This is a genomic window from Pararhizobium sp. LjRoot238, assembly GCF_964252955.1.
In the GTDB taxonomy this organism is placed as follows: domain Bacteria; phylum Pseudomonadota; class Alphaproteobacteria; order Rhizobiales; family Rhizobiaceae; genus Pararhizobium.
The window spans coordinates 4,236,059-4,262,060 of record NZ_CAXUPP020000001.1; the positions used below are offsets into that span (position 1 = coordinate 4,236,059).

The window sequence follows — 26,002 nt, forward strand, 5'->3', positions numbered from 1 at the left end:
CCGGCGTTTTTACCCGGTTTTGTTCCCAATTCTTAAGCTCCGTCATGACAAATACGGCAGAACTTGTCGAGCCGGTCTGCGACAGCAGGCTCATGCATTTGCGCATGAGGTCATGCTTATATCATGGAGAAATATCTGACGTAAACGTAAACGTCAAAAATTGGCGAAGAGCGCTACCGCTTTGCGCTTTTCATCGCCTCGGTGATCGCCACGGTCTCGACGGAAACGCGGGTGACGCGGGCGATCAGTTCGATCACGTGCTCCTTGTAATCGGCGAAGCGGTAGGTGTTGAATTTCTCGCGGATCGTCGGGTCTTTCGGGGTCTTTTCCCTGTACTGGTCGAGGATCCATTCGAGCCCGGAGCGGTTGCCGAGCCGGTAGGTCCAGACCGCGGCCGGAATGCCGGAAAGCGTCGTCTCGCTGTCGAGGCGGATGATGCCGTTATCCTTGTCGGCCCTGAGCATCGCCTTCGGCGCCACACCCGCTTCGCGCGCCTTCTCGTCCGGCATGTCGAGCCGCGTCAGCGGCCAGGGTTCGACGGTTTCATAGCCGATATGCAGGTCCATCAGCCGCTTGCCCCACCCGGCCCAGGCCCAGAAATCCGGATAGAAGGGAATACGCGGAAATTCGCGCTTCAGGTTCTGCTGATAGGTCTCGCGGTAGACGGGATCGTGCAGCACGCCATAGACGTAATGGAAGATGTCGTCCTTGGTTATGGGCGTCTTGGTTGCGGCCGATCTCCCCCCTTGAGGGGGAGATGCCCCGACAGGGGCAGAGGGGGGTATCGCGGCAAATTCGGAGGCCGGGGCTTCACCCCCCTCTGTCGGCCCGGCCGACATCTCCCCCTCAAGGGGGGAGATCAACCCGTCCTTGCCATAGGCCTTTTGAAACTGCTTCAGGCCCCAGTCAGTGATATTGTCGATCCGCTCGCCATCGGGGGTGTAGCGGTAGCGGGATACTATCTGGTAGCCGTCGGCGGCAGCTCCGAAATGCAAATCCACAGGTCCATTGAAGCTGCTGACACAAAAATCCGCGCGATGCGCGATATCGCTGAAACTAATGACATGATTGCTAGCTCCCTTTGGGAACATCACTGGCAATTGATAAGTCATTCCATTGAAATGCCTGTCGAAATAAAGCCATCTGGTGGTAAAGGGTCTAAAAGCTGCTCGTTGTACATTACCTTCGTCAAAGGTTTTCCCAACACGAGTGCTCAGATACCTGTCGAGTTCGCGGTCCCACTTTATTGTGTCGCGCGACTCAAAGCTTGGATTTCTTCTCGTAGCCTCGTACATGTCAACGAAATAGCGCATTTTTGCGAAGAGCAGTTCGCGGTTTCGGTCGTAGACCCATTCATCGCGCTGAGTTGCAACTCCGCGAGAAAAAAGCTGAAAAATGGCTTGGTTCTTGGTACCACGCTGAACCGCCTTTGCCGCCTTGCTTGCGATGGGCAGGAGCGAATCCCAGTCGTGTTCATTCTGGTTAACCCAATTGTGCTTGGCATCCGGCTCGATACGAGCGAACGCAAGTGAGGAGACCTTATTTGCCCCAAGCCAAGCTAGCTTGTCCTGCGCAGTGTCCATTTCCGGGCGCCGAATATAGAAAATCTTCGATCCAGATTTTTTCCGCCGTTTTACCAGGAATGCAATGGACACGCCGGTTTGGATGCCAAAAACATTGTGTTTGGTGCCCGACAGTTTCGGATTGGCGCGAACGTCACCGCCCAAATCCACGATGTAAATGTCACTGAATTCATCGGCAACATCCCGCCGAAACCCGTCGAAAGCAGCCTTTTCGATGAAATTCCGATTACTGATATAGGCTAGGATGCCATCGTCGTGCAGGCGATCCGACGCCCATCGAAAGAACCGCGTGTACATATCATAGACAGAGTTCTTATTCTGGGCCGTCCCTTTTCGAATGTAGGTTGAGCTGATCCGCTCATCGATCCGTCTATACGCCCTATTCGGATTGCGACTGTTGAAGTTCTCCTGCCACGCATTGTACGGCGGGTTGCCAATGATCACCGAAATCTTCCGCGCATTCTGGCGCTTCACGCGGGCGACGTTCTCGTCTGACAGCCCCGCGAACATGTCGTGCTGGAAGCCGGCCTTGATGCCGAGGCCGGCGACATTGTCCAGCGTATCGACGAAGCAGAGGTTGGGATATTCGGCGAACTGGCCCGAGATCGCCGCATAGGTCGCCTCGATGTTCAGGTTGGCGACGTAATAGGGCAGGATCGCCACCTCGTTGGCATGCAGCTCGTTCTTGTATTTGTGCGCAAGCTTTTGCGGGTGGCCGCGAAAATGCTCCAGCAGTTCGCAGATGAAAGTCCCGGTGCCCGTCGCCGGATCGAGGATTTCGACGTGTTCGTCGATCAGGTTCTTGGAAAAATGCTTTTCGCAGAGCCAGTCGGCGCCCTCGATCATGAACTTGACGATCTCGTTGGGCGTATAGACGACGCCGAGCCGGTCGGCCTTCTTCTTGTCGTAAACCTTGTAGAAATTCTCGTAGATGACCTTGAGGAAGGCCTGCTTTTCCGAATGGCTGGTGATCAGCGCCGCATTCGCCCGGATGGTGGCGTAGTAGGTTTCGAGCCCCTTCAGCGTCTCGCGCTTGACCTGGCCGGTGAAGAACTTGCCTTCGAGCGCGTAGAGCTCCTTGGCGATGTTGTTTTCCCGGTGGAAATCGCCCTGGTCGAACACATGCGCGAAGATTTCCTCGGTGAGGATATGCTGGATCAGCATCTCGCGCACATCGGCCTCGCCGACCGAGGGATTGATCGTATCGCGGGCATGTTCGAGGAATTTCTTCGCCGCCGCCTGAAAGGCCGGATTGCCGGCATAGGCCGTATCGATCTTTTCACGCAAGGCTTTGAGAACGGCGGGGATGTCGGCCTTGAACTGCTCCACCGCCTTGCGGAAATCACGGATTTCGGCGCGCTCGTAGCCGAAGAACAGGGTGAGCAATTTCAGGAGGGCCGCCGTGTCCGTCATCGCGCAGCGGGTGACTTCCTGCCGGTTCTGGATCAGCACCGCGACACGGCTGTCTTCGAAGATGATGTTGTCCTGCGGATAGCCCTTGGCGAGTTTCTTGGCGATCTCCGCATCGAGATCGTCGCCGGTGTCCTTGGCTTCCCAATAGCCGAGCGGCACGCGCAGGTCATGCAGGATGGTGCCGTCCGGCCGGATGCGGTTCTTCTGCGTCGACTGGAATTCGTACTGGTTGATGAAATGCAGGTTGGCAGCCCGCGCCCAGGCTTTCAGAAGGTCCTTGAACGCCTCCGAAATGATGCCTTCGGTCTCAGAACCGGAAAATTTCTTGTAGCGTTCAAGGTCGTTCAAATATTGATTGATCAGTATCTGGCTCATGCGGCTCTCCCAATGCACGCATCTAGAACGATTGCGCTCTCTGGTGGAAGAGGGTTTTCGTGGTTTGGATTGGTTTGTGAGGACGGTGCTTGAGGAGAGTTACCCCCCTCTGTCAGCTGCGCTGACATCTCCCCCTCAATGGGGGAGATTATTCATTTCCCTCAGACGCTCAGTCGGAAAACATAAACCCAGTCAGGGAGGCAGGCGGCGCAAGGCCAATCTCCCCCCTTGTGGGGGGGATGTCACGAGAGTGACAGAGGGGGGTGAAGCCGCATGAAGAGCTCAAGCAAGAGGCCCGATCACCCAATCCCGCCTTGCTTTGGCCCTCAGCCCGTGCGAAGAGCCGCCCTCCAAATAAACAAAGCCCTCCGCCATCAAACGCATACCGGCCGCCGGCCAAGGCATTCCGGGCCTTGACGCGCGTTGGCTGCCAGACAGTTCGCCGCCCTGCCGGCGGGAACAAAAGACGGAGACACTCATGGCCAAGGCCCTCGGCTTCGATTTCGGCACCACCAATTCCGTGCTCGCCGCCTCACATGGCGACACAACGCAATCGCTGCGCTTTACCAGTGCGGCCGGAACCAATGATTCCATGCGCACCGCCCTGTCCTTCATGAAACACGCGCAGCTGGGCGCGGCGGCAGTGAAGATCGAGGCCGGACAGGCGGCGATCCAGCAGTTCATCGACAATCCCGGCGAAGCGCGGTTTTTGCAGTCGATCAAGACCTTTGCCGCAAGCCCGCTCTTCCAGGGCACGCTGATCTTTGCCCGGCGCCATGGCTTCGAGGACCTGATGCGATCCTTCCTGACACGGATCGCCGACTATGCGGGCGATGGCTGGAAACAGGATTACGGCCGCATCGTCGTCGGCCGGCCGGTGCGTTTCGCCGGCAGCAACCCGGACGAATCGCTGGCGCTCGAACGCTACGACCGGGCGCTGTCGTCGTTCGACTTTCCCGAGGTTCATTATGTCTACGAGCCAGTGGCGGCGGCCTTCTACTTCGCCCAGAACCTGAAGAAGGATGCGACCGTGCTGGTCGCCGATTTCGGCGGCGGCACGACGGACTATTCGATCATCCGCTTCGAAAGCCATGCGGGCGAGCTGACAGCCGTTCCGGTCGGCCATTCCGGCGTCGGCGTCGCCGGCGATCATTTCGACTTCCGCATCATCGACAACGTCGTTTCGCCGCTGATCGGCAAGGGCAGCCAGTTCAAGAGCTTCGACAAGCTGCTCGACGTGCCCTCCAGCTACTACGCCAATTTCGGCCGCTGGAATCAGCTGTCGATCTTCAAGACGCTGAAGGATTTTGCCGATTTGAAGCAGCTTGTGCGCTCGGCCGTCGAGCCGGAAAAGCTCGAAGCCTTCGTCGACCTGGTCGAACATGACGAGGGCTACCCGCTGTACCAGGCGGTCTCCGCCACCAAGATGCGGCTGTCGCGCGAGGAGGAAACCGAGTTCCACTTCGCGCCGCTCGGCGAAAAGAGCCGCCAGACGGTGCGCCGCAGCGACTTCGAAAGCTGGATCGCCCCCGACCTCGCGCGCATCGAGGAGGCGCTGGACGAGGTTCTGACGACGACGAACACACCCGCTGGCGGCATCGACAAGGTGTTCCTGACCGGCGGAACGTCCTTCGTTCCCGCCATCCGCCGCCTTTTCGAAAACCGCTTCGCCAGCGACCGCATAGAAAGCGGCGGCGAACTGCTGTCGATCGCTCACGGGCTGGCGCTGATCGGCGAGCGCGACGATATCGAGCGCTGGACTGCGATGGCTGCCTGAAATGGCGGAGGACGCGGCGACTTTTCCGCTTTCCCGGTGATCCGCCCTTCTGTAGAAGATAGAACATGATCTCCAGCGACAGGATGACCACGGCCGAACTTGCCGCCCTTCTGCATTTCCATGCGGAAGCGGGCGTCGAATGGCTGCTGGAAGAGGAAGCCGTCGATCGTTTCGCGGAGTTCGCGCAAGCAAAAGCGACGCGCGGCAACACCGGCTCGCAAGCCGTGCAAAAAACGCAGGTCTCCACACGGAACGACACGCCACGCCCGTCAACAAACCGGGACACGTCCAGCCCATCTGGCAATCGCGTGGCCGCGGCACCGGCCGCCGTCCCGCAAATGGCCATCCCCGACGAGCAGGCCATCGCCGAGGCCCGTTTCGCGGCCGAATCGGCCCGCTCGCTCGGCGAATTGAAAAGTGCCATGGAGGCCTTTTCGGGCTGCAACCTCAGAAACAGCGCTCGCAACATGGTGTTTACCGACGGAAACCCATCGTCCGGCATCATGGTGATCGGCCCGATGCCGAACGGCGACGACGACCGGGAAGGCATTCCCTTTTCCGGAAAGCAGGGCCAGATGCTGGACCGCATGCTGGCGGCGATCGGGCTTGACCGGACGTCTGTCCTCATCACCAATGTCATTCCCTGGCGGCCGCCTGGAAACCGGGTGCCCTCGCCGCGCGAGACCGATATCTGCCGGCCGTTCATCGAGCGCCAGATCCTGCTGGCCGGGCCCCGGCATCTGCTCATTCTCGGCAATTTCGCCGGCCGTTTCTTCTTCGGCGGCAACGACACCATCCACCACATGCGCGGCGAATGGCGCGATATCACAGTTGGCGGGCCGGTTGACGGATTGACCGTTCCGGCCCTTGCCACGCTCCATCCGCAAGATCTGATGTCGGCCCCCGCCAGCAAGCGGCTCGCCTGGCAGGACCTGCTTGCGTTTCGCGCCCGGCTTCGTGGTTAAGAGCGTCTCAACGGCCGCCTGCCTGATTTATGAACAAACAATGAATGTAGCCATGCGGGCTGCGCATATCAGCAACGCGAAATGACGCATTGCGAAATCAATGCTGCAGCGCAATATAAGCTCACGGGAGGACTGGAATAAGGAATTGAACCATGACTGCCCGTTTTCGCCCTCTGCACAGCGGCTTCGAGACGCTCCGCCACGCCGGCTCTCCGCTTCGTACGCCCTTCGCCAGCTTCGGCTCGGCTGCGAACGAACAGATGACTGCCGCAGGTTACGGCCGCACCACGCGCCCGGTACAAATCTTTTCCGAATTCATCCAGCGTTGATTTGAGGCCGCGCCTGCGCGCGTCCTTTCCTGCCAAGATTTCGCCTGCCAAGATTTCGAAAGACCCGTTCATGTCCGCTTCCATCCGCGCCCTGATAGAAACCGTCGCAGACATCGGCACCGCCGTGCGCGCCTCGCGCGAATATAGCCGCCTGAGCATCGATGCCCCTGCGAAACAGTCAGACCGGCTCACCATCAGCGCCTTCCTGCCGAAGTAATTCGTCGCAGACACATAACGTCGATCTCCTGATCTGCGCCACGCCCTGTCGCAATCGACAGCGCAGGAGAAATTGGTTAGAGCCACACTCGTCCTTCAAACCAAAGGGCGGCATGCCGTGCAACCTCGACAGTTCTGACCGCGCAATCCGCTCCAACTTGATTTTCAGCGCCTGCCTGACCGCTTGATCACGATCGAGCCTCCGGCGAATGCGCCCCGGGAGCGTTCATGCTGGCCAGCCTCAGATCCGTGTTCAGCCTGATACTGTCGACGCTCTTGATGATGGTCGGTTTCGGTTTGGCGAGCTATGTGCTGCCGGTGCGCTCGGTGGCCGAGGGCTGGTCGACGCTGATCATCTCGCTGATCGCCACCGGCTATACGCTCGGCTTCACCCTCTCCTGCATCGTTACGCCGAAATTCGTGGCGCGCGTCGGCCATGTCCGGGTCTTTGCCGCCCTGATCACGCTGCTCAGCATCGCCATTCTGATGTGCGGCTTGGTCGTCGACTGGCACGCCTGGATCTTCTTTCGCGCCATTTCCGGCTTTGCCATTTCCGGCAGTTATCTCGTCATCGAGAGCTGGCTCAACGAACGGGTGACCAATGAGAACCGCGGCATGCTGTTTTCGGTCTATCTGATCACCACCATGGTCGGGACGATCGGGGGGCAATATCTCGTGCCGTTGGGCGATCCGACGAATGCGTCGCTCTTCATCCTCTGCGGCGTGCTGTTCTCGCTGGCGCTGCTGCCGACGGCGCTGTCCTCCTCCGCCATGCCGGCACCACCGACCCAGGCCAATTTCGATGTGCCGGGGCTTTTCCGCCGCTCGCCGGTCGCGGTCGTCGGCGCATTTCTCGCCGGCGCCATGGCTGGCGCCTGGCTCAATCTCGGCGGCGTCTTCACGCAGAAAATCGGCCTTTCGACCGCCGAGGGCGCCACGCTTTTGGCGGCCCTGCTGACGGGGAGCGCCTTCTCCCAGATTCCGATTGGTCGCGCATCCGACAGAATGGACCGGCGCATCGTCATGGTTGCCTGCGGCATCTTCGGTGTGGTGTCGTGCCTCGCCATGGTGGCGTTCGTCGGCGCCACCCCGCTTGTCCTCTACGTCGTCGCAGCCTGCGTCGGCTCGGTGCTGTTTCCGATCTATGCGCTCAACGTCGCCCATGCCAACGACCTTGCCCGACCGAATGAATATGTCGAGGTCTCCTCGGGCATGATGATCACCTACGGTATCGGCACGATTTCCGGGCCGCTGATGGTCGGCCCTGTCATGGACCAGTTCGGCCCACCGGCGCTTTTCGTGCTGCTCGCCGTCTATTTCGCACTTTACGCGGCCTATGCTGCCTGGCGCATCGCCCAGCGCAGCCACGAGGACGGCCTGGTCGCAAAGACCGATTTCCACGCAAACACCGTGCCGACGCCGGGCACGGAGGCGGTCAATGCTATGAACCAGGCAGTGCGGCTGACCGAACTGGTCGAGGACGATACGGCTCCGGTCACGTCGTCCTGATCCTCGCCTCCAAGGGACTTTCGTCACCCCTGCGGCGTGACGTGTTTTCGCGCGCCTTTGCGCTCAAGACCCAGTTGGTGCTCGCGGAAAATGATGAAGATACCGGCGCCGACCACAATCGCGGTGCCGATCAGCATCACGCCGGTCGGGACTTCATCGAAGAGGAAATACCCGATGATCAGGCCGAGGATGATCGAGGTATATTCGAAGGGTGCAATCGTCGACATATCAGCGTAACGATAGCTCTGCGTCAGCAGGATCTGCGCGACGCCGCCGCAGAAACCGGCCGCCATCAGAAGCAGGAAGGAACTCCACGGTAGCGGCTCCCAGCCGAAGGGCAGCGTGAGCAGCGAGAAGCAGGAGGCCGAGAGCGAGAAATAAAGCACGATGGTGTGCGTGCGCTCCTTGGCGACCAGTTTTCGCACCAGCACCATGGCAACGGCGCCAAATGTTGCCGACAAAAGCACCGCCAGCGCGCCGAGCGCCTCTCCCGACCCGAAGCCGCCATCGCGCAGTAATGTCAGGCGCGGCCAGGTGATGATCATGACGCCGACGAGGCCAATCAATACCGCCGACCAGCGGTAGACCCGCACCGTTTCCTTCAGGAAAACCGCCGCGAAAACGACGGCAAGCAGCGGCATCGCATAACCGATGGCGATCGCCTCCGGCAGAGGCAGATGCACCAGGCCATAAAAGCCGAAGCTCATGGCGAGGATGCCGATGAAGCCGCGAGCCAGATGGCCGAAAATGTCTCTGGTGTGGAAGGCGGTACGCAGAGCACCTTTGAAGGCAAGATATCCGAGGATCGGCACCATGGCGAAGGCGGAGCGATAGAAGGTGATCTGGCCGGTGGCGATCTCCGTGCCGGCCGCCTTGATCAGCGTCGACATGCAAACGAAGACCAGCACGGACAGAACCTTGAGGGAAATGCCCTTCATCGGGTGGGGAAGTTCGGCATCCATGCGGGTCGCACTCATCGGACTGACGGCAGCGGGCCGGAGATCGGAAGAAAACGACGGGCTGCGGGGGAGACGCGACCGGAGGATCCGTCGCCCCGTCACCTTAGCGCGTGATAATCTGAACAGGGATCAATTTTCGTGATGTGAGCCGGAAATATTTGATGCTTCGGCGTCAATATCCTACGCTGGAACCGGCAGCAGGAGCGCCGCAGTCCATCTGCGGGTCAACAACACCAACTCCCGCCTGAAAATTTGCGCGATCTGTGCCAAAAAGACACGCCTGATTTAAATATTGTTAGGGCGAATTTCGTAAGTCTCTGATGAAAGACCTGGGAGCGGGACAGATCGGACACACTGGAACACGACGCCGGCCACCGAAAAGAACCCATCCTACCAACCCCGAAGCTCCGCAGAACGCGCAGCCTCTTCACGATGACCAAGCCTCTTCCCGAGCATGACACTGCGGAAGATGCCAGCGGGACAAACAATGCGGACAGATACGGGCGAAATCATTCATCTGGAAGACTACCGGCAGACAGATTTCGTCCTTGAGAGGGTGGATCTCACCTTTGAACTCGACCCCAAGGAAACCAAGGTCGAGGCGCGGCTGATCTTCCACCGGCGCGAGGGCGTCAGCGCAGATGCACCGCTCATCCTCGACGGCGACGAGTTGAAGATGACCGGCCTGCTGCTCGACCAAGAGGAAATTCCGGCGGCAAATTATGAGGCAACGGACGATGCCCTGACCATCCGCAACCTGCCCGTAACAGCGCCTTTCGAGATCACCGTCACGACGGAACTCAACCCGGAAGCCAACACCAAGCTGATGGGGCTCTATCGCACCAGCAATGTCTATTGCACGCAGTGCGAGGCCGAGGGCTTCCGCCGCATTACCTATTTCCCGGACCGTCCCGACGTGCTTGCCGTCTACACGGTCAACATCATTGCGGACAAGCAAACCGCGCCGCTGCTTCTGTCGAACGGCAACTATCTCGGTGGTGCCAATATGGGCGACGGCCGGCATTTCGCCGCCTGGTTCGATCCGCACCCCAAGCCGAGCTACCTCTTTGCGCTGGTCGCCGGTGATCTCGGCGTCGTCGAAGACACCTTCACGACGATGTCCGGCCGCGAAGTCGCGCTGAAAATCTATGTCGAGCACGGCAAGGAGCCGCGCGCGACCTACGCCATGGACGCGCTGAAGCGCTCGATGAAGTGGGACGAGGAGGTCTTCGGCCGCGAATACGATCTCGACATCTTCATGATCGTCGCCGTTTCCGACTTCAACATGGGTGCGATGGAGAACAAGGGGCTGAACGTCTTCAACGACAAGTACGTGCTTGCCGATCCCGAGACCGCGACCGATGCCGACTACGCCAATATCGAGGCGATCATCGCACATGAATACTTCCACAACTGGACCGGCAACCGCATCACCTGCCGCGACTGGTTCCAACTCTGCCTCAAGGAAGGCCTGACCGTCTATCGCGACCACGAATTTTCGGCCGACCAGCGCTCGCGCACGGTCAAGCGGGTCGCAGAAGTTCGCCACCTGAAGGCCGAACAGTTCCCGGAGGACGCAGGCCCCCTCGCCCATCCGGTTCGCCCGACAAAATACCGGGAAATCAACAATTTCTACACGACGACCGTCTACGAGAAGGGCAGCGAAGTCACGCGCATGATCGCGACGGTGCTCGGAGCGGACCTCTTCAAGAAGGGCATGGACCTCTATTTCGACCGCCACGACGGACAGGCGGTGACGATCGAGGATTTCGTCGCCTGCTTTGCCGATGTCAGCAAGCGCGACATGACGCAGTTCTCGCTCTGGTACCATCAGGCCGGCACGCCGCTCGTCACCGCTTCGACCACCTATGACGCGGCCAAACAGACCTTCACGCTGTCACTCGAGCAAATGGTGCCGCCGACGCCCGGACAGAGCGTCAAGGAGCCGATGCACATTCCGCTCAGGCTCGGGCTGTTGCTGGAGGACGGCTCTGAGGCCGCGCTTTCCACAGCCATCGGCGCCGAAGTCACGGGCGACGTCCTCAACCTCGTCGAGCGCAAGCATACCGTCACCTTCACCGGGATTGTCTCGCGTCCTGTCCTGTCGCTCAATCGCGATTTCTCCACGCCGATCAACCTGCATTTCGAGCAGACACCGGCCGATCGGGCCCATATTGCCAGGTACGAAAGTGATCTGTTCGCCCGCTGGCAGGCTTTGAACGACCTCGCCTTGCCGAACCTGGTCGCGGCGACAGCCAGCGCCAAAGCCGGCAAGGCCGCAAAATGCGACAAGGCCCTGATCGAGGCGCTGCTCGCAGCGGCGGCCGACGGTAAGCTCGAACCGGCCTTCCGCGCGCAGGCCCTGGCCCTGCCGAGCGAAGCCGATATTGCCCGCGAGATCGGCAGCAACAACGACCCGGACGCCATCCATGCGGGGCGCCGGCAGATCATGACAGCCGTCGCGGCAGCCGGCCGGGATACCTTTGCGACGCTTGCGGACGAGATGGTGGTCGATGGCCCGTTCAGCCCGGATGCGGCGAGCGCCGGGCGTCGGGTGCTGCGCAACACCGCCCTCTCCTATCTCGTCTATGCGGAAAACGTGCCTGACCGAGCGGTGAACGCATTCAAGTCCGCCAACAACATGACTGATCTCAGCCAGGCGCTGACGATCCTCGCCCATCGGTTTCCAGATACTGCCGAAACGACAGAAGCGCTTGCAGCCTTCAAGTCACGCTTCGGGGATAATGCGCTGGTCATCGACAAGTGGTTTACCATCCAGGCGACCATCCCCGGGGCCGATGCGCTCGACCGTGTCAAGACGCTGATGGCCGATCCGCTGTTCAACAGTTCCAATCCGAACCGGGTCCGGGCTCTCGTCGGCACCTTCGCCTTCTCCAATCCGACCGGCTTCAACCGGGCCGACGGCGAAGGTTACCGTTTCCTCGCGCACCAGATCCTCGAGATCGATCCGCGCAATCCGCAGTTGGCTGCGCGCATCCTGACCTCGATGCGCTCGTGGCGGTCGCTGGAGGACGTCCGGGCCGAGCATGCGCGCAACGCGCTGCGCGAAATCGCAGCCGCTGCAAAGCTTTCCGCCGATGTCAGCGACATCGTCGAGCGGATGCTGAAAGGCTAGGATTTATCAAGCAGATAATGCCGAAAACCCCGCAATAGCGGGGTTTTTCCGTTTCCAGCGGCCGGCAGGCCGCGGCAATATCATTTTCCAATGACGATAAATGGTTAATAAAGTTTTACATTTTCTTCTGGACAAGCCGAATCACAATTGATTCATTGGGTCAGGTTCGAGCGAGCGGCGCATCGAATCACATGAGGACCTACAGAATTGACGAAGATGGCGGAAGCGCAGCGGGGACGCGCGGCCGGTGAGCGGTTGCGACCAAAATTTCCAGGTTTCCTGAACCTGGAGAAGGGCGTCATCCAGCACGCACGGATTTTTAAGGAGCCGGCAGCGCTGCGCCTTGCGCGCGCAGAACCGCTGCTGAAGCGCTCCATCCCGATCCTGATTACTGCCTTTCTGCTCGTCGTCGCGATCTCCCGCGTCAACGGCATCATGGTCGAACATGCGCGCATGGAGGCGAGTTCCCGCCAGGCGACGGTGCTCGCCGCCGCAACGGCAAGTGCCGCCCTTCAGGAACACGGCGTGGCCCTGTTCGACAAGGCGCAAAGATGGGATGTCGAGCAGCGGCTGAACGCCTTCCTTCCGCCGGATATGCTTGAACCCGGCGCATTCGTTTTGACCATGCGCAATGATGGTCGGATTTTCGCGAGTTCCCCGGACGGCGCCGTCTATACCGGCCGCACACTTGCGGCAGTGGCGCCGGAAATCGCCGCCTTTCAGTATTTCGGCGAGCGCTCGACCGTGATGAAGACCTTCATCAGCGGCGTCGAGCATGTCGTGGCGCTGATGCAGGTGCCGGGCGGCGCCGGAACATTGCTCGTTGCGACGCCGCTGGCGCGGATCGAAAAGCTGTGGCGCGACGAGGTTTCGCTGAACGTCACGCTGTTTGCCGGCATCTCGGCCATCCTGCTCGTTGTGCTCTATGCCTATTACATCCAGGCCAAGCGCGCCCGAGATGCGGACCAGATTTTTGCGGAATCCAACCTGCGCGTCGAAACGGCGCTGTCGCGCGGCCGCTGCGGCCTTTGGGATTTCGACATGCCCAACCGACGCCTCTTCTGGTCGCGGTCGATGTATGAAATGCTCGGCATGCCGCCGCAGAGCAGCGTTCTGTCCTTCGGCGACGCCGCCCGGCTGATGCACCCGGATGACGGCAGCATCTACAAGGTCGCGCGCACCATCGCCAAGGGTGATGCCCGGCAGATCGACCAGGTGTTCCGGATGCGCCACGCCGAAGGCCACTATGTCTGGATGAGGGCTCGCGCGCAGGTCATCCGCACCGCATCCGGTCGCGTACACCTGATCGGCATCGCCATGGATGTCACCGAGCAGCATCGCCTCGCCCAGCGTTACGCCGAGGCTGACCAGCGGCTGGCCGATGCCATCGAATGCACCTCCGAGGCCTTCGTTCTCTGGGACAAGAACGACCGCCTTGTCATGTGCAACACCCACTATCAGCAGGCCTACAAGCTGCCCGACCATGTCCTGGTGCCCGGCACGGAACGTTCCGTCGTCAATGCGGCAGCAGCCCGCCCAATCATCGAGCGGCGGATCGCCGATCCCGACCGGTCCAACCATTCGCAGACATCCGAAGTCCAGCTTGCCGATCAACGCTGGCTGCAGATCAACGACCGGCGTACCCGCGATGGCGGCTTGGTCTCCGTCGGCACCGACATCACGCTGCTCAAGCGCCATCAGGTTCGCTTACGCGAATCCGAGCGCCGCCTCATGGCGACGATCGGCGATCTCTCGACCTCGCGCATCACGCTGGAGCGGCAGAAGGCGGAACTCTCCGTCGCCAACGCCAATTATCAGGCTGAAAAGGAACGGGCGGAGGCAGCGAACCGGGCGAAATCCGAATTCCTCGCCAACATGTCGCACGAGTTGCGCACGCCGCTGAACGCCATTCTCGGCTTCTCCGAAATCCTGCAGAACAAGATGTTCGGCCCGCTGGGTTCCGAGAAATACGACGAATATTCCCACGACATCCATGATAGCGGCAAACATCTGCTGAACGTCATCAACGATATCCTCGACATGTCGAAGATCGAGGCCGGGCAGATGAAAATGAACCGGGAAACGATCGATCTCGCGCCGCTGATCGAGGAGACGCTGCGCTTCACCACTATTCCGGCGAAACAGAAGAACATCTGCGTCGATCAGCAGGTCTCGTCCGGCCTGACACTGGTCGCCGATCGGCGCGCAATGAAGCAGATATTGCTCAATCTCCTGTCGAATGCCGTCAAGTTCACCAATGAGGGCGGCAAAATCTCGCTGCGTGCCCGCAAGGTGGCCGGCGCCGTGACGCTCACCATCGCCGACACCGGCATCGGCATTCCGCGGGCGGCGCTCCAGAAGATCGGACAGCCGTTCGAACAGGTGCAGAGCCAGTATGCCAAGAGCAAGGGCGGCTCCGGCCTCGGACTTGCCATTTCACGGTCGCTGACCAACCTGCATGGCGGGGCGATGAGGATTTATTCGTTGGAAAACATCGGCACGATCATCTCCCTGCGCATCCCCGATACGGATCCGCGCGCCGAGGTTCGGTGCTCTAAGGCTTGATGATGGTCTGAAATATACGACGCACGGCCTTGGAGAGGCGGCGAATATCGGCCTCCAGCACCTTGGCATCCGGCGCATCGGCCGCGCGGCAGAGGAGATCGAGCAGCCCCGCCGGCGCATCCTTCAACTCGAAATCCCCGTCAATGCAAAGCCGGACGATCTGCGAGAGATTGGTGAATAGCGCAAGCGCCTCCTGCACGGTCTCCAGATCGGCGGGCGCGATCAAAGCCGGTCCAAGCGCCTGCAGGACATCGACGGTCGATGTCCCGCTCGGCGGCACATCGCTACCTCGCGCCGGTGCGATCAGCATGAGATATTGGGCAATGAATTCGATATCGACCAGACCGCCCGGAATGAGCTTGAAATCCCAGACATCGCTCGGCGGTTTTTCCTTGTCGATCAGCCCGCGCATCTCAGCGACATCCGCCGTCACCTTTGCAACATCCCGGCGCTGACCGAGGACTTCGCGAAAAATCGTGTTCGCCTCGGCAATCAGGCTGTCTTCACCGCAGAGCGCCCGAGCGCGGGTAAGCGCCATGTGTTCCCAGGTCCAGGCTTCTTCGCGCTGGTATTTCGCAAAAGCGGTGATGCGCGTCGCGACCGGCCCCTTGTTGCCCGAAGGGCGCAACCGCATGTCCACCTCGTAGAGCACGCCTTCGCCAGTCGGGGCCGAGAGAGCCGAAATCAGCCTTTGCGTAACGCGGGTGAAATAGCGAACGGAATCGAGCGGCTTTGGACCATCGGATTCGGTGGCAGCCTCGTCATAGTCGTAGAGCAAAATGATATCGACGTCAGAACCGGCGGTCAGTTCATGGCTGCCGAGCTTGCCCATGCCGATAACGGCGACGCGCCCGCCGGGGAATTTCCCATGCGCGGTTTCAACCGCACGCAGCACGGCGTCGAGCGCCGCCGCAATGATCAGGTCGGCAAGATCGGTGAGCGCATGCCCCGCCTGCACCCCGGTGATCACGCCTGTCAGGAGCCGGATGCCGATCAGGAACCGCTGCTCGGAAGCCGTGATCCGTAGTCGATCGAGAATGTCCTCGTAGTGACGCGCACCGGCAAGGAAGCCGTTGATGCGCTCCGCCAGATAATCGCGCGTCGGCAGTTCGGCGAGCAGCCGCGGATCGAGCATGCCGTCGAAGACATGCGGTTTGCTGGCAATGATATCGGCCAGACGCGGGGCGGACGACATGATGTTGACGATCAGCGAAAGCAGCCCCGGATTGTTGCCGAGCAGCGAGAAAAGCTGGATGCCGGCCGGCAGACCGGCGATAAAATGGTCGAAGCGCAGCAGCGCCTCGTCGGCGCGCTTGTTTTCTCCGAATACGCGCAGAAGATTGGGCGTCAATTCCGTCAGCCGCTCGCGCGCCTCCACCGACTGCGTCGCACGATAGCGGCCGTAGTGCCAGGTGCGGATTGTCCGCGAAATATCCTGCGGCCGCTCGAAGCCGAGCTTCCTCAGGGTTTCCAGCGTGTCGGGGTCGTCTCTCTGTCCGGTAAAAACGAGGTTGCCCGTCTCCGCCGAAAGCTTCGCCTCCTGCTCGAAAAGCTGGGCATAGCGGCGCTCCACCGTCTTCAGCACGCGCGACAGTTCCATCGAAAACGATGAAACGTCGGCAAAACCCATCATATAGGCGATACGCTTGAGTTCCGCCTCCGTCGTCGGCAACACATGCGTCTGCTCGTCACGGACCATCTGCACCCGATGCTCGACATCGCGCAGGAACCAGTAGGCAGAAATCAGTTCGTCCGCCGTTTTCGCATCGATCCAGTTGGCCCGCGCCAATCCCTCGAGCATCGGCTCGGTCGCGCGCAGCCGCAATTCCGGCATCCGCCCGCCGGCGATCAACTGCTGCGTCTGGACGAAGAACTCGATCTCCCGGATACCGCCCCGCCCGAGCTTGATGTTGTGTCCCTTCACTGCAATCTCTCCATGCCCCTTATGGGCGTGGATCTGTCTCTTGATCGAGTGAATGTCGGCGATCGCCGCATAGTCGAGATATTTGCGGAACATGAACGGCGTCAGTTCGCGCAGGAACGCCTCACCGGCGTTGAGATCGCCGGCAACCGGGCGCGCCTTGATGAATGCCGCCCGCTCCCAGTTCTGCCCCCTGCTCTCGTAATAGAGCATCGCTGCCTCCACCGGAATGGCGAGCGGTGTCGCCCCGGGGTCGGGCCGCAGGCGCAGGTCGGTGCGAAAGACATAACCGTCGCCAGTGCGCTCCTGCAGGATGCGGATCAACCGGCGCAGCAGCCGGGCGAATGTTTCCGGCGCATCCTGGGGATCGATGATCAGCGGAGCCTGCGGCTCGTAGAAGACCACGAGGTCGATATCGGAGGAATAGTTCAACTCGAAGGCGCCGAGCTTACCCATGCCAAGAACCACGACACCGGACCGTTCGCTCGGACGGTCCACATCGACGACCTTGAGCTTGCCGCTGTCATGCGCACTGAGCAGCAGATGATCGACAGTCGCCAACACGGCGGCACCGGCGAACTCGCTCAGCCGCCGGGTGGTTTCCCGTGCATCGAAAAGACGGGACAAGTCGGCAAGCGCAATGGCAAATGCCATGTCGCGCTTGGCATTTCTCAGCCGCGTCATGATCTCCGCATCGGACAAAGGCTTGCCGGCCTCACCCCCCTTCCAGGCGTTTCGTGCCGTTTCGATGCAGTCACGCAGATGTTCTGTGATCGGCTCAGCCAGAGCCTGAACGAGCACTTGGGGATGAGAGACCGCCGTATCCCGCAGATAGGGCGATAGCGAAAGGGCCGCGATGACGAAGTCCTTCAGCGGCGTTTCCGAGGCCAGGAGGTCGGCGATTTCCGAATGACTCTTGGCCATGTCCTTGAGGCTGGACAGAACGGACTTCGCATCCGTCTGGCTCATCGGCCGCAAGGCGCATGTGGCGATGTCCGCTAAACGTCGCGCATCCGTCTGCATCGTTACCCTCCCGCCGCTCCCGATTTCGGCTCCCCATGCCTATCAGCCGGAAGGCGCTCCGAAAACCATGCCGGCGGTCAAACCACGATTGTTTTCGGCTCCCGGCACCGTATCGCTCAGTTCCAGGCGTCCCTGATGCATCTCCATCACGGCTTCGACAAGCGATAACCCCAAACCTGTGCCGGGCTTGCTGCGACTTTCATCCAGCCGCACGAAACGCCCGACCACATCGCCGCGTTTGTCCGCCGGGATGCCGGGTCCATGGTCTGCCACCGAGACCACGATCGCCCCATCCCGTTTTACAAGGCTGACCTTGATCAGCGGATTATCGCCGCCCTCGGAATATTTGATGGCGTTGTCGATCAGGTTGCCCAGCGCCTGTCCGATCAGTTCGCGATTGCCGGACACATGGATATCAGGCGGCAGCTCCGCTTCGAGCGTCAAACCCTGCTCGTCGGCCACCGGCTCGTAAAGCTCGACACAGTCGGCAACGCTCTGGGACAGATTGACATCGCTCATCTCCGCGGCCGCAGAGCCCGCCTCGACACGCGAAATCATCAGCAGCGCGTTGAAGGTGCGGATCAGCTGGTCGGACTCCCCGATAATTTCCTCCAGCGAAGCCCGGTAGCCTGCATTCGTCGCCTTGTGTGCCAGCGCCGCCTCGGCCTTGTTGCGCAGGCGCGTTAGAGGCGTCTTCAGGTCATGGGCGATGTTGTCGGAAACCTGCCGCAGGCCTTCGTTCAGCTTTTCGATCCGGCCGAGCATGGCATTCAGCGATTCCGACAAACGGTCAAATTCGTCGCCGGAGCCGCTCATCGGCAGCCGCTGCGACAGGTCGCCCGCCATGATCCGCGTGCTGGCATCCGACATGCGGTCGATCCGCTTCAGCGCATTGCGGCCGATCGCAAACCAGATGATCAGCGCGCCGATGCCCATGATGCCAAGTGCGACGACCAGCGCCTGGCGGACGAGCACGCGAAATTTCTCCGGCTCCTGCAGGTCGCGGCCGACCAGTATGCGCAGCCCGTTGTCGAGCACCAGAACATGCGCAAGCGCCACATGGGTCTCCTTTCGGCTTTCGTCCGTGTAGCGCTGGTAGCGGAAGGCCTCGCCCGTCCAGCCCTCCTGGTCCAGAAGCCCCGGCTGCAGCGAGGCAACATTGCCTGCAAGAATTTCGCCGGTCGGCCCGGCAATGACGTAGAGATTGGCGCCCGGCTGGCGCGCCCGGCGCTCCAGTGTCCGCAGCAACCCGTTGACGCCCGCCCGGCTGTAGATCTCCTCGATCTGGGAAACTTCCGCCGTCACCGCGTCCTTGGTCTGCTGCTCCAGCAGCCGTTGCGACATGGCCGTGACGTAGAACACCAGAAAGGCCGCGCACAGCGAAAAGAGCAGGAGATAAAGCGCCGAAAGGCGCACGGCGGTCGTGCGGAAGAGGACGCGCAAGCCGCTCATGCGTCGGTGCGTCCATCTTCCTTGATCATGTAGCCGGCACCGCGAACGGTGCGCAGCAGCGGCTGGTCGAAATCCTTTTCGATCTTCGAGCGCAGCCGCGACACATGCACGTCGATGACATTGGTCTGCGGATCGAAATGATAGTCCCAGACATTCTCCAAGAGCATGGTGCGCGTCACCACCTGGCCGGCATTCTTCATCAGATATTCGAGCAGCCGGAATTCGCGCGGTTGCAGCAGAAGCTCCCGGCCCTGCCGGCGCACCGTATGCGACAGCCGGTCGAGTTCCAGATCGCCGACGCGATAGACCATGTCCTGCTCCGGCGCGCCCTTGCGGCGGCCAAGCACCTCGACACGGGCCAGAAGCTCGTTGAAGGCATAGGGTTTCGGCAGGTAGTCGTCGCCGCCGGCGCGCAAGCCGGTCACGCGGTCATCGACCTGGCCAAGGGCCGAAAGAATGAGGACCGGTGTATGGATACCCTTGCGGCGCAGTTCCGAAATCACCGACAGCCCGTCACGGCGTGGCAGCATCCGGTCGATGACGAGCACGTCGTAGGTATTCTCGGTGGCCATGAACAGACCGCTTTCGCCGTCGCTGGCATGATCCGAGACGATACCCGCCTCGCGAAACGCCTTCGCAAGATAGGCGGCGGCCTCAAGGTCATCTTCGATAATCAGAATCTTCATGCGTGTGACCATAGTCCCGGACCCGTGCCTTCCACAACCGGTTTGCCCTTGGGAAATCAGACCTGCCTGCCCGGTTGCGCAGATGAGCAGGGCCTGAAATGCCGAGCGCCGCGCAACCTTGGACAAGGTTCGCGGCGCCCGGTTGTTCAGTGGAACCGCGTCAGCCCTGGCTGATCGGCAGCGCCACGAACCGGCTGGCATTGTCAGCCTCAATCTGGAACAGCGCCTTGGTGCGGCCTTCCTTCTTGGCTTCCTCGATCACCTTGAGGATGTCGTCGGCCGACTTGACCTCCTGGTTGTTGACGGAGACGATCTTCTCGCCTTCCTTCAGCCCGCGGTCGCTGGCGTCGGAGTCCGGATCGACCGAGGAGATGATCACGCCGTTACCGTCGTCCGACGGCGTCACCGTGACGCCGAGATCAGCCAGCGCCTTCTCGCTCGAAGGCTGCTGCTCTTCCTGCTGCTGCTGGTCGGTACCGGCAGCGGCTTCCTTGGTTTCGGCCGGCAATGTGCCGATTTCCAGCTTGACGCTTTCGGCCTTGCCGTCGCGCCACAGTGCAACGTCAACGCTCGTGCCGGGGCGCATTATGGCGATCTTGCGGGCCAGTTCACGCGGGCCCTTGATCGTGTCGCCGTTGACGGCGGTGATCACGTCGCCCTTCTTGATACCGGCCTTTTCACCCGGCGATCCAGCCTGCGGCTCGATGACGAGCGCGCCGCTTGCCTCGGCAAGACCGAGCGATTCGGCGACATCCTTGTCGACCGGCTGGATCTGAACGCCAAGCCAGCCGCGGGAGACTTCACCGTCCTTGATCAGATCGGCCACGACATCCTTGGCGACGGATGACGGGATGGCAAAGGCAATGCCGACGTTACCGCCCGAGGGCGAGAAGATCGCCGTGTTGATACCGACCACTTCGCCATTGAGGTTGAAGGTCGGGCCACCCGAGTTGCCGCGGTTCACCGCAGCGTCGACCTGCAGATAATCGTCATAGGGGCCAGAGCCGATATCACGGCCACGGGCCGAGATGATGCCGGCGGTTACGGTTCCGCCGAGACCGAACGGGTTGCCGACGGCAACCACCCAGTCACCGACGCGAACCTTGCTGTCATCGGCGAAGGCCACATAGGTGAACTTGCGCTTGTCGTCGACCTTCAGCACGGCGAGATCGGTGCGGCTGTCCTTGCCGACCAGCTTGGCTTCGAGTTCGGTGCCGTCATTCAGGATGACGTTGAAGGCGGAACCGTCGGAAACGACGTGGTTGTTGGTGACGAGGTAGCCGTCTTCGGAGATGAAGAAGCCGGAACCCTGCGATGTCGGGCGCAGACGGCCAGGCTTGCCGTCGCGCGGCCCATGACCCCGCTCGGCGCGCTTGTCTCTATCCGGGCCGCCATCCGGGCCGCCGAATTCCTTGAAGAAGCGCTTCAGCGGGTGATCGTCCGGAAGTTCGTCCAGACCACGGCCGCCGAAATCGAAACTGAAGCCGTTGCTGACTTCGTCGGAAACCGGGTTGGCGCGGGACTGAACACGAACGGAGACAACCGCCGGCGAAACGGCATCGACCACGTTGGCGAAGCTCGGAACCTGCGGCGCTTCGATCTTCACCGGAGCGGCAAAGGAATAGGTGACGGCGGCGGGAATGCCGGTCGAAAGCAGGACAGCCGCGAGACCAGCGACGGTCGAGGTCTTCAGAACGGTCTTGAGGGAGGGACGCAGTGCGTTTGTCGTAAACATTCGATTTGCCTTTTCTCTGTGTCTGGCTGACTGGAGGAACAGCCGTTGAGAAAGGAATAGTCGAACGCACCTTACTGACTTGTGTCCGAAGAATGAACTTTTGGTAATGTTGGGTGGAGATTCGGTAGTCGGTAGTCGGTAGTCGGTAGTCGGTAGTCGGTAGTCGGTAGTCGGTAGTCGGTAGTCGGTAGTCGGTAGTCGGTAGAAAAAGGCTCTTCAATCGCCAGAGCCCTGCAACTACTCACTACTCACTACTCACTGTTCCTCAACACCGAATCCAGCCTTGCCCGCTCTTCGTCCGAAAGCGGCGTGCCGGTCGCTTTGCCGGTCCTGCGCCGCGCAGAAACGATCATCGCCGCGGCGCCCGCCAAAAGCAGAACGATCGGCGTTCCCCACAACAGCCAGGTCTTCGTCTCGAAGCGGGGATTGAGCAGAACGAATTCGCCATAGCGCGACACGACATAGTCGATGACGGCTTCATCCGAATCCCCCGCGGTGATACGGTCGCGCACGAGAATGCGCAGATCCTTGGCAAGCTCCGCATTCGAATCATCAATCGACTGGTTCTGGCAGACCATGCAGCGCAATTGCGCTGACAAGGCGCGCGCCCGCGCCTCAAGTGCCGGATCGGCCAATACCTCGTCCGGATTAACGGCGAATACCGGCGACGCCGACAAAAGAACCAACAGAACGAAGACCAACCGCCGGATCATTGCGCTGGCTCCAAAACCGGTTTCTTCTGTTTCTTCGCCCGCGACGGCGCGCCGATCCGCAGGCGCCGGTCGCTCAGCGACACCGCACCACCCGCCATCATGAACAGCGCACCACCCCAGATGCAGAGGATCATCGGCTTCCACCAGATGCGCACGACAACGCCGCCATCCGTCATGCCGTCGCCGAGCGAGACATAGAGCTGGCTCACCCCGAACGTCCGGATGCCGGCTTCGGTGGTCGGCATCCGCCGCGCCGTATAAAGCCGCTTCGACGACCAGACCTCGGTGACGACAACCCCTGCCCGCATCACGGTGAAATGCCCGGACTGCTCGGTGTAGTTCGGCCCCTTGCCATCCCGCAGTCCGTCGAAACGCAGCGTGTAGCCGCCCGCATCCGTGGTCATGCCAGGCTTCATCTCGACAATATGCTCGGTCTCGAAGGCCGTCACCGCGACGATACCGATCAGCGTCACGCCAAGACCAATGTGCGCCAATGCCGTGCCGAAAACCGAGCGCGGCAATCCCGACAGCCGGCGCAGCACAACAGAACCCGCCACCTTGCCGATGCCGGACCGCAGCAACAGTTCCGTCAGCGATCCGGCAATCAGGTACGTGCCCAGCGCAAGCCCGAACAAGGCCATGACCGGCCCGCCATGCTGGGCATAGTAAATCGCGCAGCCGGCAACCAGACCGATCGCCACCGCCGCGAAAAGACGCTGCCCGGCACCGAGCAGGTCGCCGCGCTTCCAGGCCAGCAACGGCCCGAACGGCACCGCCAGGAGCAGCGGCAGCATCAACAGCCCGAACGTCATGTTGAAGAAGGGGGGGCCGACCGAGATTTTCGAGCCCGTCAGCGCTTCCAGCACCAGCGGATAGAGCGTACCGGTCAAAACGGTGGCCGCAGCGGTCGTCAGGATCAGGTTGTTGAGGACCAGCGCGCCCTCGCGCGAAATCGGCGCGAACAGCCCGCCCGCCTTGAGACGCGCGGCACGGAATGCGAACAACGAGAAGGCGCCGCCAATGAAGAGGATAAGGATCGCCAGAATGAAGACGCCGCGCGTCGGATCGGTCGCAAAGGCGTGAACCGAGGTGAGCACGCCGGAGCGGACGAGGAACGTGCCGAGCAGCGACATCGAGAAGGTCATGATCGCCAGAAGTACGGTCCAGATCTTCAGCGCCTCACGCTTCTCCATCACCAGCGCCGAGTGAAGCAGCGCGGTCCCGGCAAGCCAGGGAATGAAGGAGGCGTTCTCGACGGGGTCCCAGAACCACCAACCGCCCCAGCCGAGTTCATAATAGGCCCAGTAGGATCCCATCGCGATCCCGGCGGTCAGGCATGTCCAGGCGGCCAGCGTCCAGGGCCGCACCCAGCGTGCCCAGGCCGCATCGATGCGCCCCTCGATCAGGGCGGCGACGGCAAAGGAGAAACAGACGGAAAATCCGACATAGCCGAGGTAAAGCAAGGGCGGATGGATGGCGAGGCCGATATCCTGCAACACCGGATTGAGGTCTCTCCCCTCGCCCGGCGCGTCGATGAGCCGGTTGAAGGGATTCGACGTCAACAGGATAAACAGCGAAAAGGCGCTCGCAATCCAGGCCTGGACGGCAAGCACATTGGCCTTCAACGTCTCGGGCAGGTTATCCCCAAACACCGCAACCAAGGCCGAAAAGAAGGTGAGGATCAGCATCCACAGCAGCATCGACCCTTCGTGGTTTCCCCAGACGCCGGAAAACCTGTAGATCAGCGGGATCTGCGAATGCGAATTCTCCCAGACGTTCTGGACGGAAAAGTCCGACGTCACATGGGCATAGGTCAGAACGCCGAAAGAAAGGGCGACGAGCAGGAAGGTCGCCTTGGCCGCGACCGTGCCGATCTCCATCAGCGCCCGGTCGCCACGCACCGCGCCGAAAACAGGCATGATCGCCTGCAGCGCCGAGACGCCGAGCGCCAGAACCAGCGCGTAGTGACCAAGCTCGATGATCATTGGATATTTTCCTTGCCCCCGAGCGACACGCCCTGCGCCTTCAGCCGGTCCGCCACGTCCTTCGGCATATAGGTCTCGTCATGCTTGGCGAGCACCGTATCGGCCACGAAAACCGGGCTTCCAGCCGCAAACGCACCTTCGGCGACAACGCCCTGCCCCTCGCGGAAGAGATCCGGAAGAATGCCGGTGTAAGTCACCGGCACACGATCGAGCGTATCGGTAACGCTGAAACTCACCGTCATGCCATCGCCGCGCTTGACCGACCCCGCCTCGATCAGCCCGCCCAGCCGAATGCGGGTGCCCGGCGCCAGATGCGCCTTGGCGAGATCGCCGGGAACATAGAAATAGGCAACTGCCTGGCTGAAGGCGAACATCACCAGAAGCACGGCCGCGATGATGAAGCTGACGCCGCCGCCGATGATCGCCAGACGCTTCTGCTTGCGGGTCACTTCACGCCTCCATCAGCCGTCAGGCCGAGTTCGCCTGCCAAAGCCAGCAATTGTTTGCCCTGTTCGCCCTCGGCCGGAAAGGCGCTCAAACCCTGTTTCAGGGCCTCGGCAGCTTTCTCTTTCTGACCGAGCACCGAATAGGAACGGATGATCCGCATCCATCCTTCGAAATTCTTCGGATCGTCCTTCAGTTTTTCGGCAAGGCTCTCCACCATGCCCTCGATCATAGCATTCCGGTCGCCGGCATTCATGGTCTGCGCTGCGGCGACGTCGTCGGCCGTAGGACTGCCCAATGCGGTGCCCGCCTGATCCGCGGAGGGGGCAGCGCCATCAGCCTTGAGGCTGGCAATATGCTCATTGACCAGCGGCAGCCACGGCGCATCGGCCGGCGATGCCTTGACGATCTGCTGGAACGCCGCGAGCGCTTCCGGCGCCTTGCCTTCCTGTTTCAAGGCAAGCGCCAGATAGAATTGCGCGCGCGGATCGTTCGGCTCGATCGCCAGCGATTTGCGCAGCGCCTCCTGCGCCTCGTTCGTGATCAAGCCGCCGGAAAGCGCGATCAGGCTTTCGGCATAGCCGCCGAGACGCGCGGGCGTCGGCCCGAGAATACGAAGCGCATTGCGGAAAGCCGCAGCAGCATCCTCGATCCGGCCGCTGCGATAGTAGATCGGTGCCAAAACGTCCCAGCCGGCGCCGTCTTCCGGATTGGCGACAAGCTGCTGCTCGGCGCGCGCGATCAGGATATTCACGTCGTCGCCCGGGTTCGCCAGCCGCGCGGCGAGCGGCGCATCCGGTACGTCCGGATTTCCCGTGCGCAGGTAAAGACAGAGGCCGATGGCAGGCAGGATAAGAACGACGGCAAGTTGCGCCAGTCGGTTGCTCCGCCGCGCTGGCTGAGCGGATCCCGCGGCCTTCACCGCGTCCGTCGCTGCGAGCAGCCGGCGCGCCACCTCGGCCCGCGCAAATTCCGCGTCCTCGCCGAAAATCAGGCCGTTCTTCTCGTCGCGCTTCAGCTCCTCGAGCTGGTCGCGATAGACTTCGACGTCATGGGATTGCGGCACCTCTGCGCCGGCGGCGGCACGTAGCAGCGGAAGCAGCAGGACAGCGGCAACAGCCGCCGTCAGGGTGGCAACGAGGATCCAGAACAGCATGTGCGCTCAATTACTATGCGGACAACGCCATTCCAATCGGAAAACGGGAAATAACGGAAA

Annotated in this window: 17 protein-coding genes; 7 read left to right on the plus strand and 10 right to left on the minus strand. The window is 61.2% G+C overall.

Annotated features, from left to right (window positions below; translation table 11 throughout):
* Window positions 1-173: 173 nt before the first annotated feature.
* A complete protein-coding gene (locus ACSQ3F_RS20900; RefSeq protein ID WP_436101966.1) occupies window positions 174-3,371 on the minus strand; it encodes a type ISP restriction/modification enzyme in 3,198 nt (1,065 codons plus the stop codon).
* Between the two features lie 478 nt (window positions 3,372-3,849).
* Here ACSQ3F_RS20900 and ACSQ3F_RS20905 point away from each other — a divergent pair, with 478 nt between their 5' ends.
* The 5 genes from ACSQ3F_RS20905 (at window position 3,850) to ACSQ3F_RS20925 (ending at window position 8,167) form a co-directional block, all read left to right on the plus strand.
* Window positions 3,850-5,148 (plus strand): Hsp70 family protein, encoded by a 1,299-nt coding sequence (locus ACSQ3F_RS20905; protein WP_436101967.1) that lies wholly within the window; start codon window positions 3,850-3,852, stop codon window positions 5,146-5,148.
* Between the two features lie 65 nt (window positions 5,149-5,213).
* On the plus strand, window positions 5,214-6,113 hold the full coding sequence (locus ACSQ3F_RS20910) for a uracil-DNA glycosylase (RefSeq protein ID WP_436101968.1): 900 nt from the start codon (window positions 5,214-5,216) through the stop codon (window positions 6,111-6,113).
* A gap of 152 nt (window positions 6,114-6,265) precedes the next feature.
* Window positions 6,266-6,442 (plus strand): hypothetical protein, encoded by a 177-nt coding sequence (locus tag ACSQ3F_RS20915; protein WP_436101969.1) that lies wholly within the window; start codon window positions 6,266-6,268, stop codon window positions 6,440-6,442.
* A gap of 70 nt (window positions 6,443-6,512) precedes the next feature.
* Window positions 6,513-6,659, plus strand: coding sequence for a hypothetical protein (locus tag ACSQ3F_RS20920; RefSeq protein ID WP_436101970.1), 147 nt, complete (start codon window positions 6,513-6,515; stop codon window positions 6,657-6,659).
* A 227-nt stretch (window positions 6,660-6,886) separates the two neighbouring features.
* Window positions 6,887-8,167 carry an MFS transporter gene (locus tag ACSQ3F_RS20925; protein ID WP_436101971.1) on the plus strand — a complete coding sequence of 427 codons (1,281 nt, stop codon included), beginning with the start codon at window positions 6,887-6,889 and terminating at the stop codon, window positions 8,165-8,167.
* Between the two features lie 23 nt (window positions 8,168-8,190).
* On the opposite strand, the gene ACSQ3F_RS20930 is transcribed toward ACSQ3F_RS20925, so the two are convergent.
* The gene (locus tag ACSQ3F_RS20930) at window positions 8,191-9,129 is read right to left on the minus strand and encodes a DMT family transporter (RefSeq protein ID WP_436101972.1); all 939 of its coding nucleotides are present in this window, start codon (window positions 9,127-9,129) and stop codon (window positions 8,191-8,193) included.
* Window positions 9,130-9,613: 484 nt separating this feature from the next.
* Between ACSQ3F_RS20930 and pepN the strand changes: the two genes are divergently transcribed.
* The gene (pepN, locus tag ACSQ3F_RS20935; RefSeq protein ID WP_436101973.1) at window positions 9,614-12,262 is read left to right on the plus strand and encodes an aminopeptidase N; all 2,649 of its coding nucleotides are present in this window, start codon (window positions 9,614-9,616) and stop codon (window positions 12,260-12,262) included.
* 216 nt (window positions 12,263-12,478) lie between these two features.
* Entirely contained in the window at window positions 12,479-14,827 is a 2,349-nt protein-coding gene (locus ACSQ3F_RS20940; protein ID WP_436102210.1) for a PAS domain-containing sensor histidine kinase, read from the plus strand.
* On the opposite strand, the gene ACSQ3F_RS20945 is transcribed toward ACSQ3F_RS20940, so the two are convergent.
* From ACSQ3F_RS20945 to ccmI, 8 genes are all read right to left on the minus strand, one after another.
* Window positions 14,817-17,771, minus strand: a complete 2,955-nt coding sequence (locus tag ACSQ3F_RS20945) for a bifunctional [glutamine synthetase] adenylyltransferase/[glutamine synthetase]-adenylyl-L-tyrosine phosphorylase (protein WP_436101974.1) — start codon at window positions 17,769-17,771, stop codon at window positions 14,817-14,819. The genes ACSQ3F_RS20940 and ACSQ3F_RS20945 overlap by 11 nt on opposite strands.
* Window positions 17,772-17,813: 42 nt before the next feature.
* Complete coding sequence (locus tag ACSQ3F_RS20950; RefSeq protein ID WP_436101975.1) at window positions 17,814-19,223, minus strand: sensor histidine kinase; 1,410 nt, start codon at window positions 19,221-19,223, stop codon at window positions 17,814-17,816.
* Window positions 19,220-19,921 carry a response regulator transcription factor gene (locus ACSQ3F_RS20955; RefSeq protein ID WP_436101976.1) on the minus strand — a complete coding sequence of 234 codons (702 nt, stop codon included), beginning with the start codon at window positions 19,919-19,921 and terminating at the stop codon, window positions 19,220-19,222. Before ACSQ3F_RS20955 ends, ACSQ3F_RS20950 begins: the two co-directional genes overlap by 4 nt.
* A gap of 148 nt (window positions 19,922-20,069) precedes the next feature.
* Window positions 20,070-21,644: a Do family serine endopeptidase gene (locus ACSQ3F_RS20960; RefSeq protein WP_436101977.1), complete on the minus strand. Its 1,575-nt coding sequence runs from the start codon at window positions 21,642-21,644 to the stop codon at window positions 20,070-20,072.
* 251 nt (window positions 21,645-21,895) lie between these two features.
* Window positions 21,896-22,357, minus strand: coding sequence for a cytochrome c-type biogenesis protein (locus ACSQ3F_RS20965; RefSeq protein ID WP_436101978.1), 462 nt, complete (start codon window positions 22,355-22,357; stop codon window positions 21,896-21,898).
* The gene (locus ACSQ3F_RS20970; protein WP_436101979.1) at window positions 22,354-24,342 is read right to left on the minus strand and encodes a heme lyase CcmF/NrfE family subunit; all 1,989 of its coding nucleotides are present in this window, start codon (window positions 24,340-24,342) and stop codon (window positions 22,354-22,356) included. Before ACSQ3F_RS20970 ends, ACSQ3F_RS20965 begins: the two co-directional genes overlap by 4 nt.
* Window positions 24,339-24,791, minus strand: coding sequence for a cytochrome c maturation protein CcmE (ccmE, locus tag ACSQ3F_RS20975; RefSeq protein ID WP_436101980.1), 453 nt, complete (start codon window positions 24,789-24,791; stop codon window positions 24,339-24,341). The genes ACSQ3F_RS20970 and ccmE overlap by 4 nt, the downstream gene beginning before the upstream one ends.
* The gene (gene ccmI, locus ACSQ3F_RS20980) at window positions 24,788-25,942 is read right to left on the minus strand and encodes a c-type cytochrome biogenesis protein CcmI (RefSeq protein WP_436101981.1); all 1,155 of its coding nucleotides are present in this window, start codon (window positions 25,940-25,942) and stop codon (window positions 24,788-24,790) included. The genes ccmE and ccmI overlap by 4 nt, the downstream gene beginning before the upstream one ends.
* Between the last annotated feature and the right edge of the window lie 60 nt (window positions 25,943-26,002).

Bases quoted from the DNA above. Each gene is read 5' to 3' on its own strand.
- ACSQ3F_RS20940 (WP_436102210.1), top strand. From the start codon at position 12,479: ATGGCGGAAGCGCAGCGGGGACGCGCGGCCGGTGAGCGGTTGCGACCA.
- pepN (WP_436101973.1), top strand. From the start codon at position 9,614: ATGCGGACAGATACGGGCGAAATCATTCATCTGGAAGACTACCGGCAG.
- ACSQ3F_RS20970 (WP_436101979.1), bottom strand. From the start codon at position 24,342: ATGATCATCGAGCTTGGTCACTACGCGCTGGTTCTGGCGCTCGGCGTC.
- ACSQ3F_RS20930 (WP_436101972.1), bottom strand. From the start codon at position 9,129: ATGGATGCCGAACTTCCCCACCCGATGAAGGGCATTTCCCTCAAGGTT.
- ACSQ3F_RS20910 (WP_436101968.1), top strand. From the start codon at position 5,214: ATGATCTCCAGCGACAGGATGACCACGGCCGAACTTGCCGCCCTTCTG.
- ACSQ3F_RS20920 (WP_436101970.1), top strand. From the start codon at position 6,513: ATGTCCGCTTCCATCCGCGCCCTGATAGAAACCGTCGCAGACATCGGC.
- ACSQ3F_RS20905 (WP_436101967.1), top strand. From the start codon at position 3,850: ATGGCCAAGGCCCTCGGCTTCGATTTCGGCACCACCAATTCCGTGCTC.
- ACSQ3F_RS20925 (WP_436101971.1), top strand. From the start codon at position 6,887: ATGCTGGCCAGCCTCAGATCCGTGTTCAGCCTGATACTGTCGACGCTC.
- ACSQ3F_RS20955 (WP_436101976.1), bottom strand. From the start codon at position 19,921: ATGGTCACACGCATGAAGATTCTGATTATCGAAGATGACCTTGAGGCC.
- ACSQ3F_RS20950 (WP_436101975.1), bottom strand. From the start codon at position 19,223: ATGAGCGGCTTGCGCGTCCTCTTCCGCACGACCGCCGTGCGCCTTTCG.
- ccmI (WP_436101981.1), bottom strand. From the start codon at position 25,942: ATGCTGTTCTGGATCCTCGTTGCCACCCTGACGGCGGCTGTTGCCGCT.
- ACSQ3F_RS20915 (WP_436101969.1), top strand. From the start codon at position 6,266: ATGACTGCCCGTTTTCGCCCTCTGCACAGCGGCTTCGAGACGCTCCGC.
- ACSQ3F_RS20900 (WP_436101966.1), bottom strand. From the start codon at position 3,371: ATGAGCCAGATACTGATCAATCAATATTTGAACGACCTTGAACGCTAC.
- ACSQ3F_RS20965 (WP_436101978.1), bottom strand. From the start codon at position 22,357: ATGATCCGGCGGTTGGTCTTCGTTCTGTTGGTTCTTTTGTCGGCGTCG.
- ACSQ3F_RS20945 (WP_436101974.1), bottom strand. From the start codon at position 17,771: ATGCAGACGGATGCGCGACGTTTAGCGGACATCGCCACATGCGCCTTG.
- ACSQ3F_RS20960 (WP_436101977.1), bottom strand. From the start codon at position 21,644: ATGTTTACGACAAACGCACTGCGTCCCTCCCTCAAGACCGTTCTGAAG.